Below are 17,603 nucleotides of genomic sequence, written 5' to 3'. Positions count from 1 at the left end.
AGACGGCTGGCTGCTCGAAGATCGCGGCGTCCGGGCGCCAGCCCGAACGCCACGCACTCAGACCTTGTTGAACAGACCCAGTTGGGCAATCTTGCTGAAGGCCAGCTGCGAGGCTTGCAGCATGGTCTGTTGCAGGGTCAGGCGGGTCATCACTTCGGCCGGATCGGAGTCGCTGATGGCCGAGCGGGTCTTGGTGTTGGCAGCTGCCAGGCTTTCGTTGATTTCGGTCTGGGTGTCCAGGGCCGAACCACGACCACCCACCGAACTGATACCGATGGACAGCTGGTCGATGCCACTGGCCAGGTTGGCCATCCCCGAGGCGAGGTCGGCCAGTTGCTTCTGGGTTGCCAGGGTGTTGCCGGCGGTTGGCGTGTTCAAGGCGTTTTTCAGCTGGCTCACGGTATCCAGTATGTTCTGGGTCTCGTGGGTGTTGACCGACACACTGAACTGATCGTTGGCCGCCGGAGAAGGCGCGCCGGTCAGGGTGAAGCTAACGCCTGCCGCGGTGGCGACGTTGCCCGGCCCGACCACGCCCGAGGACACCGGCTTGCTATCAGCGGTCAGTGGCGCAGCGTACAGATCGAAATTGGTAGCGCTGGTGAACTTCAGGATCGCCGAACCACTGGGGAAGGTGGAGTTGTAGGCCACCGGATCGGTAATGCTGGTGTTCGAGACCTGAGTCATGCTCGGGTTGCCCGGAGAGCGCGCCACGTTGAAGGTGTCCGGCTTGGAGCCCAGGGTGAAGGTATGCCCCGGCAGCACGGCGTTGGCGTCGTCACCGGACTTGAGGTTGACGTTCAGGCTCAGGTCGACCCCACGGAAGCTCACGGTCTGGTTCGGCGCAGTGCCGAAAACACCGCCTTTGCTGGCCTCGGCCGTCACATCGTTGCCACTGCCGTCGACGATCTTCAGCTGGGTGCCCGACACGAAGGACACGGTGTAAGGCTCGCCGCTGCGGAATTGGCTGTTGTAGGCACCGTTGTTGGCCACCTGACCGTTGGACAGGGAAATCCGCCCGTCATCCACGGCTGGCGCGGTCATGGTGACCTGGCTGCGGCTGGTGTTCAGTGCCTGCTGGAACACGTCCCAACCGGTGCTGTTGGCGGCCATCATCATGGTGTCGCCGACCGGCAGTTGCAGGCTGCTCTGGTCACCGTTGTAGCTGTAGGTGCCATCGGAGTTGCGGCTGAACGGCGGAACATCATCCTTGGAGCCACCGAAGATGTACTTGCCGTTTTCGTCCTGGGAGTTCATCAGGCTCAGCAACTGCTCTTCGATCTGCCCCAGTTCCGAAGCATTGGCCTGGCGGTCGGCGTCGGTGTAACCGGCGTTGCCGGCACCGGAGGCCAGTTCCTTGGCGCGGGCCAGCACGTTGTTGATGCTGGTCATCACCGATTCGGTCTGGCCCAGGGAGGCCTTGATCGAGTTGGTGTTGGTCTTGTACTGGTCCAGCAACGAAGCCTGTTGGCCCAGTTGCAGCAGGCGCGCGGCACCTACCGGATCGTCGGCAGCGGTCTTGACGCGAACCAGGCTGCTGGCCTCTTCGCTGCTCTGGACCACTTTGGAAAAGTTCTTCTGGTAGTTGGTAGCCGAGGACTCGTAAAACTGGGAGGTGGAAATGCGCATGGGCTACGACTCCTTAAAGGCTGTTGATCAGCGTGCTGAAGGTTTCCTGCGCAGCCTTGATGATCTGCGACGACGCTGTGTAGTACTGCTGGAACTTGACCAGGTTGCCGGTCTCATCATCCAGGTTGACCCCGGACAGCGAGTCCCGGGCGCCCTTGGCGTTAGCCAGGATTGTGCCGGTAGCAGCGCTGTCGAGGCTGCCCTGACTGGCCTTGGCGCCGACGTTCTCGATCAGCTTGCCGTAGGCATCCACCAGGGTGATGCCTTTGCTGGCAGAACCTGTATCGACTGTCTGCTTGCTCTGCAAACCGGCCAGCGCCAGGCCGTTGCGGTTGTCCGAAGAACCGGCGCCGTTCACCGAGATGTTCATGCTGTCGCCGGCGGCGGGAGCGCCGGCCACGGTCATCTGCACGCCGAACGTCTTGGTCACCGGTGGCGTGCCGCCGTCGGTGATCGGCGCACCGCTGGCATCCAGCATGTTGATCTGCAGGTTGAGGGTGTTGGTCTGCCCGGGAACGATGGAGCCGCTGCCCATCTTGTTGCCCTTGGCATCGAAATAGTCGTAGCTCTGGCTGCCGCCTGCCGGCGCATTGAACACCACTTTGACCGGGCCCGAATTCTTGATTGCGGTCTGCATCTCAAGCTTGGCTGCGGCGTCGTAGTTGTCGATCGGCACGCTCAAGGAAGGCTGCGCGGAAATGCTCAGGGAGCTCTTGAGCCCGGCAGCCAGCTCGGCCTTCAGCGGAGCCGCGAGGGCCAGGCGCTTGGGGTCGGTCATTTCGGTCTGGATGGTGGTGGCGGCATTGCGGGTCGGGGTGATCTTGAAGCTGTCACCGGCACCGACCGTCCCATTGAGTTTCAGCGAGAAGCCATCGATCACCGGTGCCGGGCTGGTGGTGGTGCTGAAGCTGCCCATGTCGGTGCCATCGGAGCGCTTGACGCTGTAGTCGGTGGCACTGCTGAAGGTCACGGTGTAGTCGCTGGTACTCAGCTTGCCAGTGTCCTTGATGGTGACATCGAAGTTGCCCGAGCCTGCGCTGTTGGTGGCACTGCCAATGCTGCGCTGGCTGATCATCCGGGCGCTGTTGATGTCGTTGAACAGGTTGCCGCCGAAATCACCGTTCTTGTCGATGCCCTGAGCCATCAGGCTGTTCATCTGGTCGGCGACCACGAGGGCTACGCGGCCCAGCTCGTTCATCGCCGGATCCAGCACTTCGCTGCGGTAGCGCAGCAGGCCGCCGATCTCGCCACCGGTGGTGAGGTTGGTGATGTCGATGCTGCTCGAGCCCCGGTTCAACTGCAGCGCGGAGCGGCTCGGGTCGTTCTTGCCCTGCACCACTTCCAGGGTATTGGCCGAGTTACCCATGACCAGCGGCTGGCCGCTGCCCAGGTACAGGTCGACGCTGGAGCCACGCTCCGAGACCTGCACGCCGATGAAGGTCGAAAGCTGGCGCACGGTTTCATTACGCGCATCGAGCAGATCGTTGGGCATGCCGTTGCCGTTGGTCGACAGCTCGGAAATCTTCTGGTTGAGCTGGGCCACGGTGTTGGCCAGCTTGTTGACCTGGTCCGCCATGTTCGCCAGGTTGCCGTTGATATTGGTGTTCTGCTGGTTGAGCTGGCTGGATACCGAGTTGAAACGGTTGCTCAGGGCCTGGGTGTCGCTGAGCAGCAACTGCCGGGAAGCCTCGTCGGTAGGCTTGGCGTTGAGGTTCTGCACCGAGGCGAAGAACTTGGTCAGGGCGCCGGTCATGCCGGTGCCGCTGTCCGAGAGCAATTGGTCGATCGGGCTGATCTGCCCCTGGAACGCCGCGGCATCGCTGTTGAGCGAGGTGGCGGTGCGCAACTGGGCATCGAGGAAGCTGTTATAGACCCGGCGCACGTCCGCCAGGGTGGTGCCGGTGCCGATGAAGACGTTGCCATTCTGGCTGGAGGCCTTGGTGCCCTGCACGGTCTGCTGACGCGAGTACCCGGCGGTGTCGGCGTTGGCAATGTTGTTACCCGTGGTCATCAACGACGTTTGGCTGGCGGCCAGCCCCGACATCCCGATATTGAGCAAACTCATGATTCAGACCTTATAAATTCGTGGAAACGCCAGCCGCAGCGTAGTTCTGGTAATTCTTCATCTGCTTGGCTATCTGCGAAATCTTGCTTGCGTAATCCGGGTCCGTTGCATACCCGGCTTTTTGCAACTCGCGAACAAACTGTTCTGGTTTATCGGCCACCTTCAGCACTTCTTGATAGCGATTGTTGCTCTGCAACAAGGTCACCAGATCGTGGAAGCTGTCCTGATAGGAATCGTAGGAACGGAACGCCGCCGTCTCCTTGACCATCTGCCCGTTGCGAAACTCGCTGGTGATCGCCCGGGCCTGTGCACCCTGCCAACTGCTGCCGGCCTTGATGCCGAACAGGTTGTGGCTGCTGCTGCCATCCTGCTGGCGCATCACCGATTTGCCCCAGCCGGTTTCCAGGGCGGCCTGGGCCACCAGGTAGCGTGGATCGATCCCGATACGCTGGGCCGCCTGCTGCGCCATCGGTAGCATGGTGGCGACGAAGTCGTCGGCGGAACTGAAGGCACGCTTGGCCGGTGCCAGCGGCGGCTGGGCCATGGCCCGGCCATAGACCCGCATCTTGCCCTGGGACGCGGCGTAGCCCTGATTGACCCGCCACTCGCCCCGCAGCACGGCATCGGCGGCCGGGCTGTTGCGGGTCGGCGCGGCGTTCTGTGCGCCGCCCTCGGCGGCACCGGCCGACGGCACGATGCCGGTCAACAGGCGATCGGTGAGCTTGCTGGGCAGGGACAGACGCCGCTGGTTGAGCAGCACCATGTCGTTATGCGCCACGCTCGTGCGCAAAGGATCGTGGGCCCGCGAAGCCCACATCGGGCGCTGGCCGTTGACCCGGCTCAACGGACCATCCTGGGCCGTGGTACCGGCAGCGATCGGCGTCGGAGTCGCCACCGGCGCCGCGGCCGGCAAAGTCGTGGTGGCCGCATTCGGATGAGCCGGCTTGTTCTTCATCATCTGGCGCATCAGCACATTGGCCAGGCCGATACCGCCACCCTCGCGAGACAGGGACACCGCCAACTGCTGGTCATACATGTCCTGGTACTGCTTGGCGGCCGGGGTATTGAGCGGGTTGTCCTGGCCTATGACGTCAGTGGCCTTGCGCATGGACTTGAGCATTTCATTGAGAAACAGCGACTCGAACTCCTGCGCCACTTTGCGCACGTTGGCTTCGCCGTCCTTGTCGCCGACCTTCAGTTGCTGCAGGCGGTTGAGGTCGGAGTAAGACCCGGAGTCGCCGCTGCCAATCAGTCCGCTCTTACGAATATCCATGGCGCTCACCTCAAATCACGATCAGGTCGGCCTGCAAGGCGCCGGCCTGTTTCAAGGCTTCAAGGATGGCCATCAAGTCGCCTGGCGCCGCGCCCACCTGGTTCACCGCCCGGACGATCTCATCCAGAGTGGTGCCCGGGCCGAACTTGAACATCGGCTTGGCTTCCTGCTGAGCATTGACCCGCGAGCGGGGCACCACCGCGGTCTGGCCATTGGACAGAGGGCCGGGCTGGCTGACGATCGGGTCTTCGGTAATGGTCACGGTCAGGCTGCCGTGGGTCACCGCCGCCGGCGAGACCTTGACGTTCTGGCCGATGACGATGGTGCCGGTACGGGAGTTGATGATGACCTTGGCCACCGCCTGCCCCGGATCGATCTCCAGATTCTCCAGGATCGACAGGTAGTCCACACGCTGGCTTGGGTCCAGGGGCGCGGTCACCCGGATCGAGCCACCGTCGATGGCTTGGGCCACGCCTGGGCCGAGCATGTCGTTGATCTTGTCGACGATGCGCTTGGCGGTGGTGAAATCCGAACGGTTGAGGTTCAGGGTCAGGCTATTGCCCTGGTTGAAACCACTGGGCACGGCACGCTCGACCGAGGCGCCACCAGGAATCCGCCCGGCCGACGGTACGTTGACGGTGATCTTCGAACCGTCGCGTCCTTCGGCATCGAAACCACCCACCACCAGGTTGCCCTGGGCGATGGCGTAGACGTTGCCGTCGATACCCTTGAGCGGCGTCAGCAGCAAGGTGCCGCCGCGCAGGCTCTTGGAGTTACCAATGGAGGACACGGTGATATCCACCTGCTGGCCCGGTTTGGCGAACGCCGGCAGATCGGCACTCACCGACACCGCCGCGACGTTCTTCAACTGCACGTTGCCGGAGCCGGCCGGCACCTTGATGCCGAACTGCGACAGCATGTTGTTGAAGGTCTGCAGGGTGAACGGCGTCTGGGTAGTCTGGTCGCCGGTACCGTTAAGCCCGACCACCAGGCCATAGCCGATCAACTGGTTGGAACGCACGCCGGAAATGCTGGCGATGTCCTTCAACCGCTCGGCCTGGACGCCAAGGGAAGTGGACAGCAACAACGCCGCCGCCATCAGGTGCTTGAAATTGAGCATGAGTCTTTTCATCACCTAGAAAGGGAACAGCGGGCTGAGGAAGAAACGGTCGAACCAGCCAGGCTGGTTGGCATCGGCAAACGAGCCGGTGCCCGAATAGGTGATGCGAGCATCCGCGACCCGGGTCGAGGACACGGTGTTGTCGGTGGCGATGTCGTCCGCCCGTACCAGGCCTGCAATCCGCACCAGCTCATCGCCGGTGTTGAGGGTCATCCACTTCTCGCCGCGCACCGCGATGATGCCGTTGGGCAGTACGTCGGCCACGGTCACGGTGATCGAACCGGTCAGGCTATTGCTCTGGGCCGCCTTGCTGTCGCCCTTGGTGGCGCGGTTGCCGCTGTAGCCGGCATTCAAGGTCAGGTCGCCGTCGCCCAGCGGATTGTTGGTGTTGGGCACGGCACCGAACAGCGAGGTCAGGCCAATGCTGTTGGAACTGGTCTTGGTCAGCGCCGAGTTGGCACCCTTGCTGGCGTTGGTCCGCTCGTTCAGGGTGATGGTGATGATGTCACCGACCCGGAACGCCTTGCGGTCGCTGTACAGGTTCTGCTCGAAGCCGGCCTGGTAGATCGAACCGTTGTTGGACGCGGAAGGCAGCGGCGTACGCGGCAGCACCGGCGCGTAGTAAGGGTCATTGGGCTTGGGCGGCGGGGCGACACAGCCCGCGAGCACGGCACTCCCACTCAGCGCTAGAACACAAATAAACCGATTCATGACCCTTCCTCACGATGTTGCCGGTGCGCCACTTCAGACCCGTGGCGACCTCAAGACTTGATTACAGCTTCTGCGTAATGAACGAGAGCATCTGGTCCGCGGTGGAGATCACCTTGGAGTTCATCTCGTAAGCGCGCTGAGTGGTGATCATGTTGACCATCTCCTCAACGGTGCTGACGTTGGAGGCTTCCAGAGTGTTCTGCAGTGTGGTGCCGAAACCGTTGAGGCCCGGGGTACCGATCTGCGGCGCGCCACTGGCGGCGGTTTCCAGGAACAGGTTGTTGCCCTGGGCCTGCAGGCCTGCCGGGTTGATGAAGTCGGCGGTTTGCAGGTTGCCGATCACCTGGGACGCCGGGTTGCCGGCAATGGTGATGGACACGGTGCCGTCCTGGCCTACGGTGAAGGTCTGCGCATCGTTGGGCACGACAACCGCAGGCTCCAGGGCAAAACCGCTGGCGGTGACGATCTGGCCGTCGGAGTTCAGGTGGAAAGTACCGTCACGGGTGTAGGCCGTGGTGCCATCGGGCTGCAGGATCTGGAAGAAACCGCGGCCGTTGATGGCCAGGTCCAGAGGCTGCTCGGTGGTCTGCAGGCTGCCGGCGGTGAAGTTCTTCTGGGTGCCGACAATGCGCACACCGGTACCGACCTGCAGGCCGGTTGGCAGCTCGCTGTCCTGGGTGGACTGGGCCCCCGGCTGACGCTTGATCTGGTACAGCAGGTCCTGGAACTCGGCGCGATCACGTTTGAAGCCCGTGGTCGAGACGTTCGCCAAGTTGTTGGAAATGACAGTCAGGTTGGTGTCCTGGGCGGACAGACCGGTTTTGGCAACCCATAGAGCCGGAAGCATTGATTTCTCCTCTCGCGCCTGTTTTACGGCGCTAGATACTGGTAATTAGCTGATCTGCAAGACCCGAGCCATGGCCTGGTCGTCTTCTTTGGCGCTGTTCATCATCTTCACGTGCAATTCGAACTGCCGGGACAAGGCCAGCACCGCGGTCATCTCTTCAACGGCGTTGACGTTGCTCGACTCCAGGAAGCCCGAGACCACCTGGACATTGGCATCGGCGGGTGCCGGCTGGCCGTCCTTGGTCTTGATCGAGCCGTCCAGGCCTTTGGTGAGGTTCTTGATGTCCGGGTTGACCAGCTTGATGCGGTCGACCTCGGCCATGACTCGCGGGCCCTCGCCCATGGCGCGAATGCTGATGGTGCCGTCCTGGCCGACTTCAATCTTCTGCTCCGGCGGCACGGCGATCGGACCGCCATTGCCCATCACCGGCATGCCGTTGCCGGCGCGCAGCACACCTAGGGCGTCGACATTCAAACTGCCGGTGCGCACATAGCTTTCGCTGCCGTCGGGGCTCTGCACGGCGATCCAGCCGTTGCCGCTGACGGCCACGTCCAGGTCACGACCGGTCTCCACCATCGAGCCGGCACTGAAATCCGTTGCCGGGCGCTCGCTCATGGCAAAGGCGCGCGCCGGAAAGCTGTCACCAAATACCGGCATCGCACGGGCCTGCTCCAGGTCGCGCTGAAAACCATTGGTAGAGATGTTCGCCAGATTGTTGGCATGAGCCTTTTGCGCCAGTGCATTCTGGCTGGCGCCGGTCATTGCCACATAAAGGTACTTGTCCACAGTCTTTCCTCTGTCTGCCGGACGTTTGCCGCCCACCGCTGTACTGCGAAGCCATAAGCAATAAGCGCACCAACTTTTTCACGCAGTGGTGATCCCCAGGCGGGGCAAGGCTTTGCCTGATTACAGAGGAAAAAACAGCGCTGACAGAAGACGGAAAAACGGCGGTCTTATGCCGCTACCGGCAAGTAACGGCCCGGATACAAGCCTAGGGATTGTCGCCGGCATTCTTGCCGACCTCGTATTCGCGCAGTTTGTTGGCGATGGTGGTGTGGGAAACCCCCAGCCGCTTGCCCAACTGACGGCTACTGGGATGTTCGGCGTACAGACTCTCGAGCACGGCCTTTTCAAAGCGCCCGACAATCTGTTCCAGGCCACCCTCCAGGGAGAAATCGCCAAGCGGCTGGCGCGCACCATAGTCCGGCAGCCGGATGTGCTCGGTCTTGACCGTACCGCCATCGCACAGGGAAACCGCCTGAAACAGCACGTTCTCCAGTTGCCGCACATTGCCCGGCCAGTGGTAGTGACTGAGGCGTTCCATGGCCGCCGGCGCCAGACGCGGCAACGGGCAACCGATCTGCCGGCTGGCCTGGTCGAGAAAGTGCTCCGCCAGGGGGGGCAGGCCGTCGAGGCATTCGCGCAATGGCGGAATGTGCAGGGACAGCACATTCAACCGGTGATAGAGGTCCTGGCGGAACTCGCCCCTGGCGCACAGCTCGGAAAGATCCACCTGGGTCGCGCAGATCACCCGCACATCCAGGTACACCTCTTCATCGCTGCCGACCCGGCGGAAGCAGCCATCCTGCAGGAAGCGCAGCAGCTTGACCTGCAAGCGCGGGCTCATCTCCCCTACCCCGTCGAGAAACAGGGTGCCACCGGCGGTCAGCTCCAGCAGCCCCAGCTTGCCCTCTGCCCGAGCCCCCTCGAAGGCGCCGGGGCCGTAGCCGAACAGTTCGGTCTCGGCCATGGACTCCGGCAACCCGGCGCAGTTCAGGGCCATCAGCGGCGACTGCCCGCGCGGGCTGGCCAGGTGACAGGCACGGGCCAGCAGCTCCTTGCCGGTCCCGGTCTCGCCCTCGATCAGCAACGGCGCATCCAGCGGCGCCATGCGCCGAGCCTCACGCACCACCGCCGCCATGACTTTCGAACTCTGGAAGATGCTGTCGAAGCCCCGCAGCTCCTGCTTGCGCACGTTGTAGATGCGCTCGCCAACGCGATCCGCCCGGTGCAAGGTCAATACCGCGCCGGCCATGGCTTCGCTGTCGTCATGTTCCGATTGCAGCGGCGCGATGTCCGCCAGGAACACATCGCCCCTGACCTTGACCCGCAACCCGTTGATCCGCGACTGGTTGGCCCGCACCAGTTCCGGCAGGTCGAAGTCTTCGGCGTAGCGCGACAGGGGAATGCCCGGCACCTCGTCCACCCGCACCCCCAGCAACTGCGCTGCAGCCCGGTTGGCCGCCACGATGGAGCCGCCCATGTCGATGGACAGCACCGGGAATTCCAGGGCCCCCAACAGCGCATTGAGCTCCATGTGCCGGCGCTCGCTGGGCATCAACCCGACTCGCTTGACGCCAAACACCCCGGCGATGGACTCGAACTTGGGGCGCAGTGCCTGGAATTGCAGGTTGATCAGGTTCGGGCAGTGCAGATAGATGGCATTGCCATGCTCGCCCCCCACCTCGCCACGGGCCACGTTGATCCCGTATTCCACCAGCAGGTTGAGAATGTCGCGCAGGATGCCGATGCGATTCTGGCAGTGAACTTTGATACGCATAGAAGGAAGGCCCTGGGACTGGCAGTGAAAGGCATAAGCGCCGAAAACCGACGCTTATGGCATCGGGTTTTACAAACTTTCTGCAGGATGGCGCAGATAGTCGTCAAGATTATGTGACAGCAAACGGCTTTTTCAAACCTGAAAACCCACCACAGGGTGGAGACCCCGCCAGATTCGTAACGTTTACTTTACAAATTGATGCGCGACAGCCCTCTACCCGCACCGGCCACCTGCTGCAAAGCGTCGCACCCTCGGGTATCACTGGGGTCACACATAACAAGAACGCATCCCCTGGCAGGAGAGCAGCATGAAGCAGACGCAGTACGTGGCCCGCGAGCCCGACGCGCAAGGTTTTATCGACTATCCACCCGAAGAACACGCGGTGTGGAACACCCTGATCACACGCCAGTTGAAAGTGATCGAGGGCCGTGCGTGCCAGGAATACCTGGACGGCATCGACAAGCTCGGATTGCCCCACGACCGTATTCCGCAACTGGGCGAAATCAACAAGGTCCTGGGTGAAACCACCGGCTGGCAAGTGGCCCGGGTACCGGCGCTGATCCCCTTCCAGACTTTCTTCGAACTGCTGGCCAGCAAGCGCTTTCCCGTGGCGACCTTCATTCGCACCCGCGAAGAACTCGACTACCTGCAAGAGCCGGACATCTTCCACGAGATCTTTGGCCACTGCCCGCTGCTGACCAACCCCTGGTTCGCCGAATTCACCCACACCTACGGCAAGCTCGGCCTGCAAGCCACCAAGGAAGAGCGGGTGTACCTGGCGCGCCTGTACTGGATGACCATCGAGTTCGGCCTGGTGGACACCCCGGCCGGGCGGCGCATCTATGGCGGCGGCATCCTGTCCTCGCCCAAGGAGACCGTGTACAGCCTGTCCGAAGAGCCGGAACACCAGGCCTTCGACCCGCTGGAAGCCATGCGCACGCCGTATCGCATCGACATCCTGCAGCCGATCTATTTCACCCTGCCCAACCTCAAGCGCCTGTTCGACCTGGCCCACGAAGACATCATGGCCCTGGTCCACCAAGGCATGCAGCTGGGCCTGCACGCCCCCAAGTTTCCGCCAAAACCCAAGGCGGCCTGAGCGGCCCGCACTCGCGAGCCGCTGCGAAAGATAGTAACTTCCAACAAGAATTGAATCCTGGGAACCCACCATGACCGCTCTGAACCAAGCCCATTGCGAAGCCTGCCGTGCCGATGCTCCTCAAGTCAGCGACGAAGAACTGCCGGTACTGATCAAGCAGATCCCTGACTGGAACATCGAAGTTCGCGATGGCGTGATGCAGCTGGAAAAAGTCTTCCTGTTCAAGAACTTCAAATTTGCCCTGGCCTTCACCAACGCCATGGGCGAGATCTCCGAGGCCGAAGGCCACCACCCGGGCCTGCTCACCGAGTGGGGCAAGGTGACCGTGACCTGGTGGAGCCACTCGATCAAGGGCCTGCACCGCAACGACTTCATCATGGCAGCCCGCACCGATGAAGTGGCCAAGACCGCAGAAGGACGCAAGTAATGCACTTCGACGCCATCGGCCGGGTTCCCGGCGACCCGATTCTCGGCCTGATGGGGGCCTACGCCAACGATCCCAACCCGCGCAAGTTCGACCTCGGCGTGGGGGTCTACAAGGACTCCCAGGGCCTGACGCCGATCCCGCGTTCGGTGAAGCTGGCCGAACAGCGCCTGGTGGACAGCCAGGACACCAAGATCTACATCGGCGGCCATGGCGACGCGGCCTTCGGCAAGGTGATCAATGAACTGGTACTGGGCAGCGATTCGAAACTGATCGCCACCCAGCGTGCCGGCGCCACGCAAACCCCGGGCGGCACTGGCGCCCTGCGCCTGAGTGCCGACTTCATCGCCCACTGCCTGCCGGGCCGTGGCGTGTGGCTGAGCAACCCGACCTGGCCGATCCACGAGACCATCTTTGCCGCGGCCGGGGTCAAGGTCAGTCACTACCCCTATGTGGGCAGCGACAACCGCCTGGACGTCGAGGCCATGCTGGCGACCCTGAACCAGGTGCCCGAGGGCGACGTGGTGCTGCTGCACGCCTGCTGCCACAACCCCACCGGCTTCGACCTCGGCCACGCCGACTGGCAACGCGTGCTGGACGTGGTACGCAGCCGCAAGCTGCTGCCGCTGATCGACTTCGCCTACCAGGGCTTCGGCGACGGCCTGGAGCAGGATGCCTGGGCAGTGCGGCTGTTCGCCGCCGAACTGCCGGAAGTGCTGATCACCAGCTCCTGCTCGAAGAACTTCGGCCTGTACCGCGACCGGACCGGCGCTTTGATCGTCTGCACCCAGGACGCCGAGAAATTGCTCGATGTGCGCAGCCAACTGGCCCATATCGCCCGTAACCTGTGGTCCACGCCACCGGATCACGGCGCGGCGGTGGTCGCCACCATCCTCGGCGACCCGGAGCTGAAAAGCCTCTGGGCGGACGAAGTGGAAGCCATGCGCCTGCGAATCGCGCAACTGCGCGCCGGCCTGCTGGAGGCCTTGCAGCCTTACGGCCTGGCCGAACGTTTCGCGCATATCGGCGTGCAACGGGGAATGTTCTCCTACACCGGCCTGAGCCCTGCCCAGGTCCAGGAACTGCGCGACCACCACAGCGTGTACATGGTCAGCTCCGGCCGCGCCAACGTGGCCGGGATCGACGCCAGCCGCCTGGACTTGCTGGCTGAAGCCATCGCCCGGGTCGTATAGCAACTTGCGCACCGTCACAGGCAGCCCTCTGGCTGCCTGTGACGGCAAGCCGCACCACTCGATGAAATCCCTTTCATCCCAAAAAGCGCGATAAAAATCTTTTTGTCATTTCCAGTGCTGTATCCTGCCCAAGCTTTTTAAAAGCGCGGATCTACCCAGCGATTTAAAAAACAGACTTTGCGAGGAGCAACGACATGCATGAGATCCCGAATCTCCCCTTCCCAAGCCTGCACGAAACTGAGCAGACAACTCCGCCACAAGCCAGTGCCGACAAGCCTGTAGTGCAAGAAGCCGCCGACAGCCGCAAGGCCGACAGCGAAGACTGAAAGCTGTAACCAGACCGTGTGGAAAGCGCTACTCAAGCGCTTTCCACACCGCCTGAAACCCTCCTCCCGAGCCCCGCCGCACCATGACCGAATCCTTCAGCGAAACCCAAGCCAGCGTGCTGATCGGCACTGCCGAACAGATGATCGACGTGTGGAATCGCCTCAGCGAAGCAAAACAGGCCGCCCTGCTGGCCCGCTTCGGCACCCAGGAAAACGCCCTGGCCGCCCTGGTCACCACCCGGTTGCTGGGCAACAATGACGCCTGAACCGACTCCGGCCAGGTAAAAATCTGAACAACACATCGATTTCCCCCACAACCCCTCCCTGCACATCGGTATCATAAGCAGCCTATCTATTGAGCTGTCGCAGTGGTCCCCTTCCCATGCCAGATACCCAGCGCCCCTTGACGGTCACGCTGCACGTCGTCTCTATCGTCCTGTTCACCTTTATCGGCTACCTGAATATCGGCATTCCGCTGGCGGTGCTGCCGGGCTACGTGCACAGCGAGCTGGGCTTTGGCGCCGTGATCGCCGGCCTGGTGATCAGCGTGCAATACCTGGCCACCCTGCTCAGCCGGCCCTATGCCGGGCGCATCATCGACAATCTGGGCAGCAAGCGCGCGGTGATGTACGGCCTGGCCGGCTGCGGCTTGAGCGGGGTGTTCATGCTGCTTTCGGCCTGGCTGCACAACCTGCCGACCCTGAGCCTGATCAGCTTGCTGGTCGGCCGCCTGGTCCTGGGCAGCGCGGAAAGCCTGGTGGGCTCGGGCTCCATCGGCTGGGGCATCGGCCGGGTCGGGGCGCAGAATACCGCCAAGGTGATTTCCTGGAACGGCATCGCCAGCTACGGCGCCCTGGCCATCGGCGCGCCGCTGGGGGTGTGGCTGGTAAGCCGGCTGGGGCTGTGGAGCATGGGAGCGAGCATCATCCTGCTGGCGCTGCTCGGCCTGCTGCTGGCCTGGCCGAAACTCGCCGCGCCGATCGTTGCCGGCGAGCGCTTGCCGTTCATCCACGTGCTGGGCAAGGTGTTTCCCCATGGCTGCGGCCTGGCCCTGGGCTCCATCGGCTTTGGCACCATCGCCACCTTCATCACCCTGTACTACGCCACCCGGCACTGGGACAACGCCGTACTGTGCCTGAGCCTGTTCGGTGCCAGCTTCATCGGCGCGCGACTGCTGTTCGGCAACCTGATCAACCGCCTCGGCGGCTTTCGCGTGGCGATTGCCTGCCTGTCGGTGGAAACCCTCGGCCTGTTGCTGCTGTGGCTGGCCCCGGATGCCAATTGGGCCCTGGCCGGCGCAGCCCTGAGCGGCTTCGGCTTCTCCCTGGTATTCCCGGCCCTGGGGGTGGAAGCGGTGAACCTGGTGCCAGCCTCCAGCCGCGGCGCGGCAGTGGGGGCCTACTCGCTGTTCATCGACCTGTCGCTGGGCATCACCGGCCCGCTGGCGGGGGCGATTGCTGCTGGTTTCGGCTTTGCCTCGATCTTCCTGTTCGCCGCCATCGCTGCCTGCACCGGCCTGGTGCTGAGCCTGTACCTGTACCACCAGGCGCCCAAGCTGCGCCAGGAACGCGAGGCGCGCTAGAAGTCCACTTTGCCGCGCCCGGCCTTGATGCTGCCGCGCTTGGCCTTGGTCTCCAGGCGGCGCTTCTTCGAACCCAGGGTCGGCTTGGTCGGGCGGCGCTTCTTCTCCACCTTGATGGCGCTGAGAATCAGCTCGGTTAGGCGCTCCAGGGCATCGGCGCGGTTCTGCTCCTGGGTTCGGTACTGCTGGGCCTTGAGGATGATCACGCCGTCACTGGTGATGCGGCTGTCGCGCAACGCCAGCAGGCGCTCCTTGTAGAACGGAGGCAGGGACGAAGCCGGAATGTCGAAGCGCAGGTGCACCGCGCTGGACACCTTGTTGACGTTCTGCCCACCGGCGCCCTGGGCACGGATGGCGGTCAGCTCGATCTCGGCATCCGGCAGATGCACGTTGTTGGAAATCACCAGCATGGAACAGGAATCCGTCTTCAGGGCGCATAGGATACCCCCATTCCCCACGCTCTTGCGGGCCTCTTCGCTGGCAAGCCAGCCCCCTACAGCGGTCAGGCACACCGTAGGAGCCGGCTTGCCGGCGAAAGCGATCTCAGCCCCCGACAAAAATCACGGCCATGAAAAACCCGGCCGGAGCCGGGTTAGTCGTTGCCAGGGCCGCGCTTACTTCAGCGAAGCACTGGCTGCCTGCAGCGCGTGCTGGGCACTGCGCTTGTTCTTGATGCAGTAGCAGACCCACATGAACACCACCCACACCGGGATCGCGTACACCGAGATCTGGATGCCCGGAATCATCAGCATGATGCCCAGGATGAACACCACGAACGCCAGGCAGACATAGTTGCCGTAGGGGTACCACAGCGCCTTGAACAGCGAGGTCTGGCCGGTACGCTCCATGTGCTGGCGGAACTTGAAGTGCGAGTAGCTGATCATCGCCCAGTTGATCACCAGGGTCGCCACTACCAGGGACATCAGCAGCTCCAGGGCATGCTGCGGAATCAGGTAGTTGAGCACCACGGCGACGAAGGTCACCAGCGCCGAAGCGAGGATCGACATCACCGGCACGCCGCGCTTGTCGATCTTGGCCAGGGCCTTGGGCGCATCGCCCTGCTCGGCCATGCCCAGGAGCATGCGGCTGTTGCAATAGGTGCCGCTGTTGTACACCGACAGCGCCGCGGTCAGGACCACGAAGTTGAGGATGTGCGCCGCGGTGTTGCTGCCCAGCATCGAGAACACCTGGACGAAGGGGCTGCCGCTGTAGGCATCGCCGGAAGCGTTCAGGGTCACCAGCAGGGTGTCCCACGGCGTCAGCGACAGCAGCACCACCAGGGCGCCGATGTAGAAAATCAGGATGCGATAGATCACCTGGTTGATCGCCTTGGGGATCACGGTCTTCGGCTTGTCGGCTTCCGCTGCAGTGAAACCGAGCATTTCCAGGCCACCGAAGGAGAACATGATGATTGCCATGGCCATCACCAGGCCGCTGACCCCATTGGGGAAGAAGCCGCCGTGGGACCACAGGTTGCTCACCGAGGCCTGCGGGCCGCCGTGGCCACTGACCAGCAGGTAGCTGCCCAGGGCGATCATGCCGACGATGGCGACCACCTTGATGATGGCGAACCAGAACTCGGCCTCGCCGAAGACCTTGACGTTGGCCAGGTTGATGGCGTTGATCATGACGAAGAACACGGCTGCCGAGGCCCAGGTCGGGACGTCCGGCCACCAGTAGTGCACATACTTGCCGACCGCTGTCAGCTCCGACATGCCCACCAGGATATAGAGGATCCAGCAGTTCCAGCCCGAGAGGAAACCGGCAAAGCCGCCCCAGTATTTATGGGCAAAGTGGCTGAAGGAGCCGGCCACCGGCTCCTCGACGATCATCTCGCCGAGCTGGCGCATGATCATGAAAGCGATGAAACCGCAGATGGCATAACCGAGGATCATCGACGGGCCGGCGGACTTGAGCACCCCGGCCGACCCCAGGAACAAACCGGTACCAATCGCGCCGCCCAGGGCGATCAGTTGAATATGGCGATTCTTCAGGCCGCGTTTCAGCTCGCCCGAATGCGAGTTTTGTCCACTCATGAAAAGGCTCTCACGCAAGGTAATGTGTGTCAGACGTTGCCGCCCGGTAAAGGCTTAAGCGGCGCGGATCAAACCCCAGCGCAGGCACCAGAAGTTCAGCGTTCTTTTAACGGTCATGCGTCACCTGTTTGTTTTTATCTGTGACGAAATCGAACCCACCACGCTCGTGACGCGGCGGAGTGAACAAGGTGGATAACCTTGAGTTTATTGGCCTTGCAGCGAGCTCTTCAGCGCCTCGCAAGCGGTCTGGAAAGCACGTTTCAGGCGCAAAATGCGCGGGTACGCAGTTGGGTCACAGTTAAAACGCCGCGCATTGTACACCCCTGACTCCCTGCCGCCAGACACCGCTTTATCAGCGTGCCGGTAACCGGAATCCTGCGGGGCCAGCCCGATGCTCGGCATCGGCGGCGCGAAAGTGGACGGACCGAGTGGGGTCGTCGATGAATGAGCGAAGGCCATCGCCCATCGAAGGGTGTGAGTGAAAGTCGGTTACGGCGTTCATTGCGCCTCCTTCTTGTTATGCACCTGTACGCAGGCAGATGTGCATCTCACCTGCCTTGGCGCCCCGGAACAAGCGGGCTAGAGCCTCGGCGGTGGCTTTCCCGAACAACTGCCGGCAGCTTTTCCTTACAGTGCATCCATCGCCGCGGATTACAGGCGGATCACGGCGCATTTCGTAATTTTTTCTTTACGAGGCGTAACGATAAATTGCCAAACCAGATCAACTGGCGAACCGACTGC

Annotated in this window: 16 protein-coding genes; 6 read left to right on the top strand and 10 right to left on the bottom strand. The window is 62.6% G+C overall.

The window, feature by feature from the left end:
• Window positions 1-57: 57 nt before the first annotated feature.
• From AC1RL5_RS30390 to AC1RL5_RS30355, 8 genes are all read right to left on the bottom strand, one after another.
• Entirely contained in the window at window positions 58-1,626 is a 1,569-nt protein-coding gene (locus AC1RL5_RS30390; RefSeq protein WP_011059955.1) for a flagellar hook-associated protein 3, read from the bottom strand.
• A gap of 13 nt (window positions 1,627-1,639) precedes the next feature.
• Entirely contained in the window at window positions 1,640-3,691 is a 2,052-nt protein-coding gene (flgK, locus tag AC1RL5_RS30385; RefSeq protein WP_011059954.1) for a flagellar hook-associated protein FlgK, read from the bottom strand.
• 10 nt (window positions 3,692-3,701) lie between these two features.
• Window positions 3,702-4,964: a flagellar assembly peptidoglycan hydrolase FlgJ gene (gene flgJ, locus AC1RL5_RS30380; RefSeq protein WP_072451695.1), complete on the bottom strand. Its 1,263-nt coding sequence runs from the start codon at window positions 4,962-4,964 to the stop codon at window positions 3,702-3,704.
• A gap of 10 nt (window positions 4,965-4,974) precedes the next feature.
• Window positions 4,975-6,084, bottom strand: a complete 1,110-nt coding sequence (locus AC1RL5_RS30375) for a flagellar basal body P-ring protein FlgI (RefSeq protein WP_011059952.1) — start codon at window positions 6,082-6,084, stop codon at window positions 4,975-4,977.
• Between the two features lie 15 nt (window positions 6,085-6,099).
• Window positions 6,100-6,795 (bottom strand): flagellar basal body L-ring protein FlgH, encoded by a 696-nt coding sequence (gene flgH, locus AC1RL5_RS30370; protein WP_011059951.1) that lies wholly within the window; start codon window positions 6,793-6,795, stop codon window positions 6,100-6,102.
• A gap of 61 nt (window positions 6,796-6,856) precedes the next feature.
• Complete coding sequence (gene flgG / locus AC1RL5_RS30365) at window positions 6,857-7,642, bottom strand: flagellar basal-body rod protein FlgG (RefSeq protein WP_011059950.1); 786 nt, start codon at window positions 7,640-7,642, stop codon at window positions 6,857-6,859.
• Between the two features lie 45 nt (window positions 7,643-7,687).
• Window positions 7,688-8,428 (bottom strand): flagellar basal-body rod protein FlgF, encoded by a 741-nt coding sequence (gene flgF, locus AC1RL5_RS30360; protein WP_015634616.1) that lies wholly within the window; start codon window positions 8,426-8,428, stop codon window positions 7,688-7,690.
• A 205-nt stretch (window positions 8,429-8,633) separates the two neighbouring features.
• Window positions 8,634-10,202, bottom strand: coding sequence for a sigma-54-dependent transcriptional regulator (locus AC1RL5_RS30355; protein ID WP_093406584.1), 1,569 nt, complete (start codon window positions 10,200-10,202; stop codon window positions 8,634-8,636).
• Between the two features lie 307 nt (window positions 10,203-10,509).
• Here AC1RL5_RS30355 and phhA point away from each other — a divergent pair, with 307 nt between their 5' ends.
• The 6 genes from phhA to AC1RL5_RS30325 all read left to right on the top strand — a co-directional run bounded on the left by phhA (window position 10,510) and on the right by AC1RL5_RS30325 (window position 14,826).
• A complete protein-coding gene (gene phhA / locus AC1RL5_RS30350) occupies window positions 10,510-11,301 on the top strand; it encodes a phenylalanine 4-monooxygenase (RefSeq protein WP_011059947.1) in 792 nt (263 codons plus the stop codon).
• A 70-nt stretch (window positions 11,302-11,371) separates the two neighbouring features.
• Window positions 11,372-11,728 carry a 4a-hydroxytetrahydrobiopterin dehydratase gene (locus AC1RL5_RS30345; protein ID WP_007930096.1) on the top strand — a complete coding sequence of 119 codons (357 nt, stop codon included), beginning with the start codon at window positions 11,372-11,374 and terminating at the stop codon, window positions 11,726-11,728.
• Entirely contained in the window at window positions 11,728-12,918 is a 1,191-nt protein-coding gene (locus AC1RL5_RS30340; protein WP_072451696.1) for an amino acid aminotransferase, read from the top strand. Before AC1RL5_RS30345 ends, AC1RL5_RS30340 begins: the two co-directional genes overlap by 1 nt.
• A gap of 194 nt (window positions 12,919-13,112) precedes the next feature.
• On the top strand, window positions 13,113-13,244 hold the full coding sequence (locus tag AC1RL5_RS30335) for a hypothetical protein (RefSeq protein WP_015634613.1): 132 nt from the start codon (window positions 13,113-13,115) through the stop codon (window positions 13,242-13,244).
• A gap of 83 nt (window positions 13,245-13,327) precedes the next feature.
• On the top strand, window positions 13,328-13,510 hold the full coding sequence (locus AC1RL5_RS30330; protein ID WP_103407421.1) for a hypothetical protein: 183 nt from the start codon (window positions 13,328-13,330) through the stop codon (window positions 13,508-13,510).
• 116 nt (window positions 13,511-13,626) lie between these two features.
• A complete protein-coding gene (locus tag AC1RL5_RS30325) occupies window positions 13,627-14,826 on the top strand; it encodes an MFS transporter (RefSeq protein ID WP_072451697.1) in 1,200 nt (399 codons plus the stop codon).
• On the opposite strand, the gene arfB is transcribed toward AC1RL5_RS30325, so the two are convergent.
• On the bottom strand, window positions 14,823-15,236 hold the full coding sequence (arfB, locus tag AC1RL5_RS30320; RefSeq protein ID WP_011059943.1) for an alternative ribosome rescue aminoacyl-tRNA hydrolase ArfB: 414 nt from the start codon (window positions 15,234-15,236) through the stop codon (window positions 14,823-14,825). The genes AC1RL5_RS30325 and arfB overlap by 4 nt on opposite strands.
• A gap of 204 nt (window positions 15,237-15,440) precedes the next feature.
• A complete protein-coding gene (locus tag AC1RL5_RS30315; protein WP_011059942.1) occupies window positions 15,441-16,862 on the bottom strand; it encodes an amino acid permease in 1,422 nt (473 codons plus the stop codon).
• Between the last annotated feature and the right edge of the window lie 741 nt (window positions 16,863-17,603).

The sequence above is a fragment of the Pseudomonas sp. GW822-FHT06D10 genome, from assembly GCF_058799535.1.
This window is presented reverse-complemented; position numbering and strand designations above follow the sequence as displayed.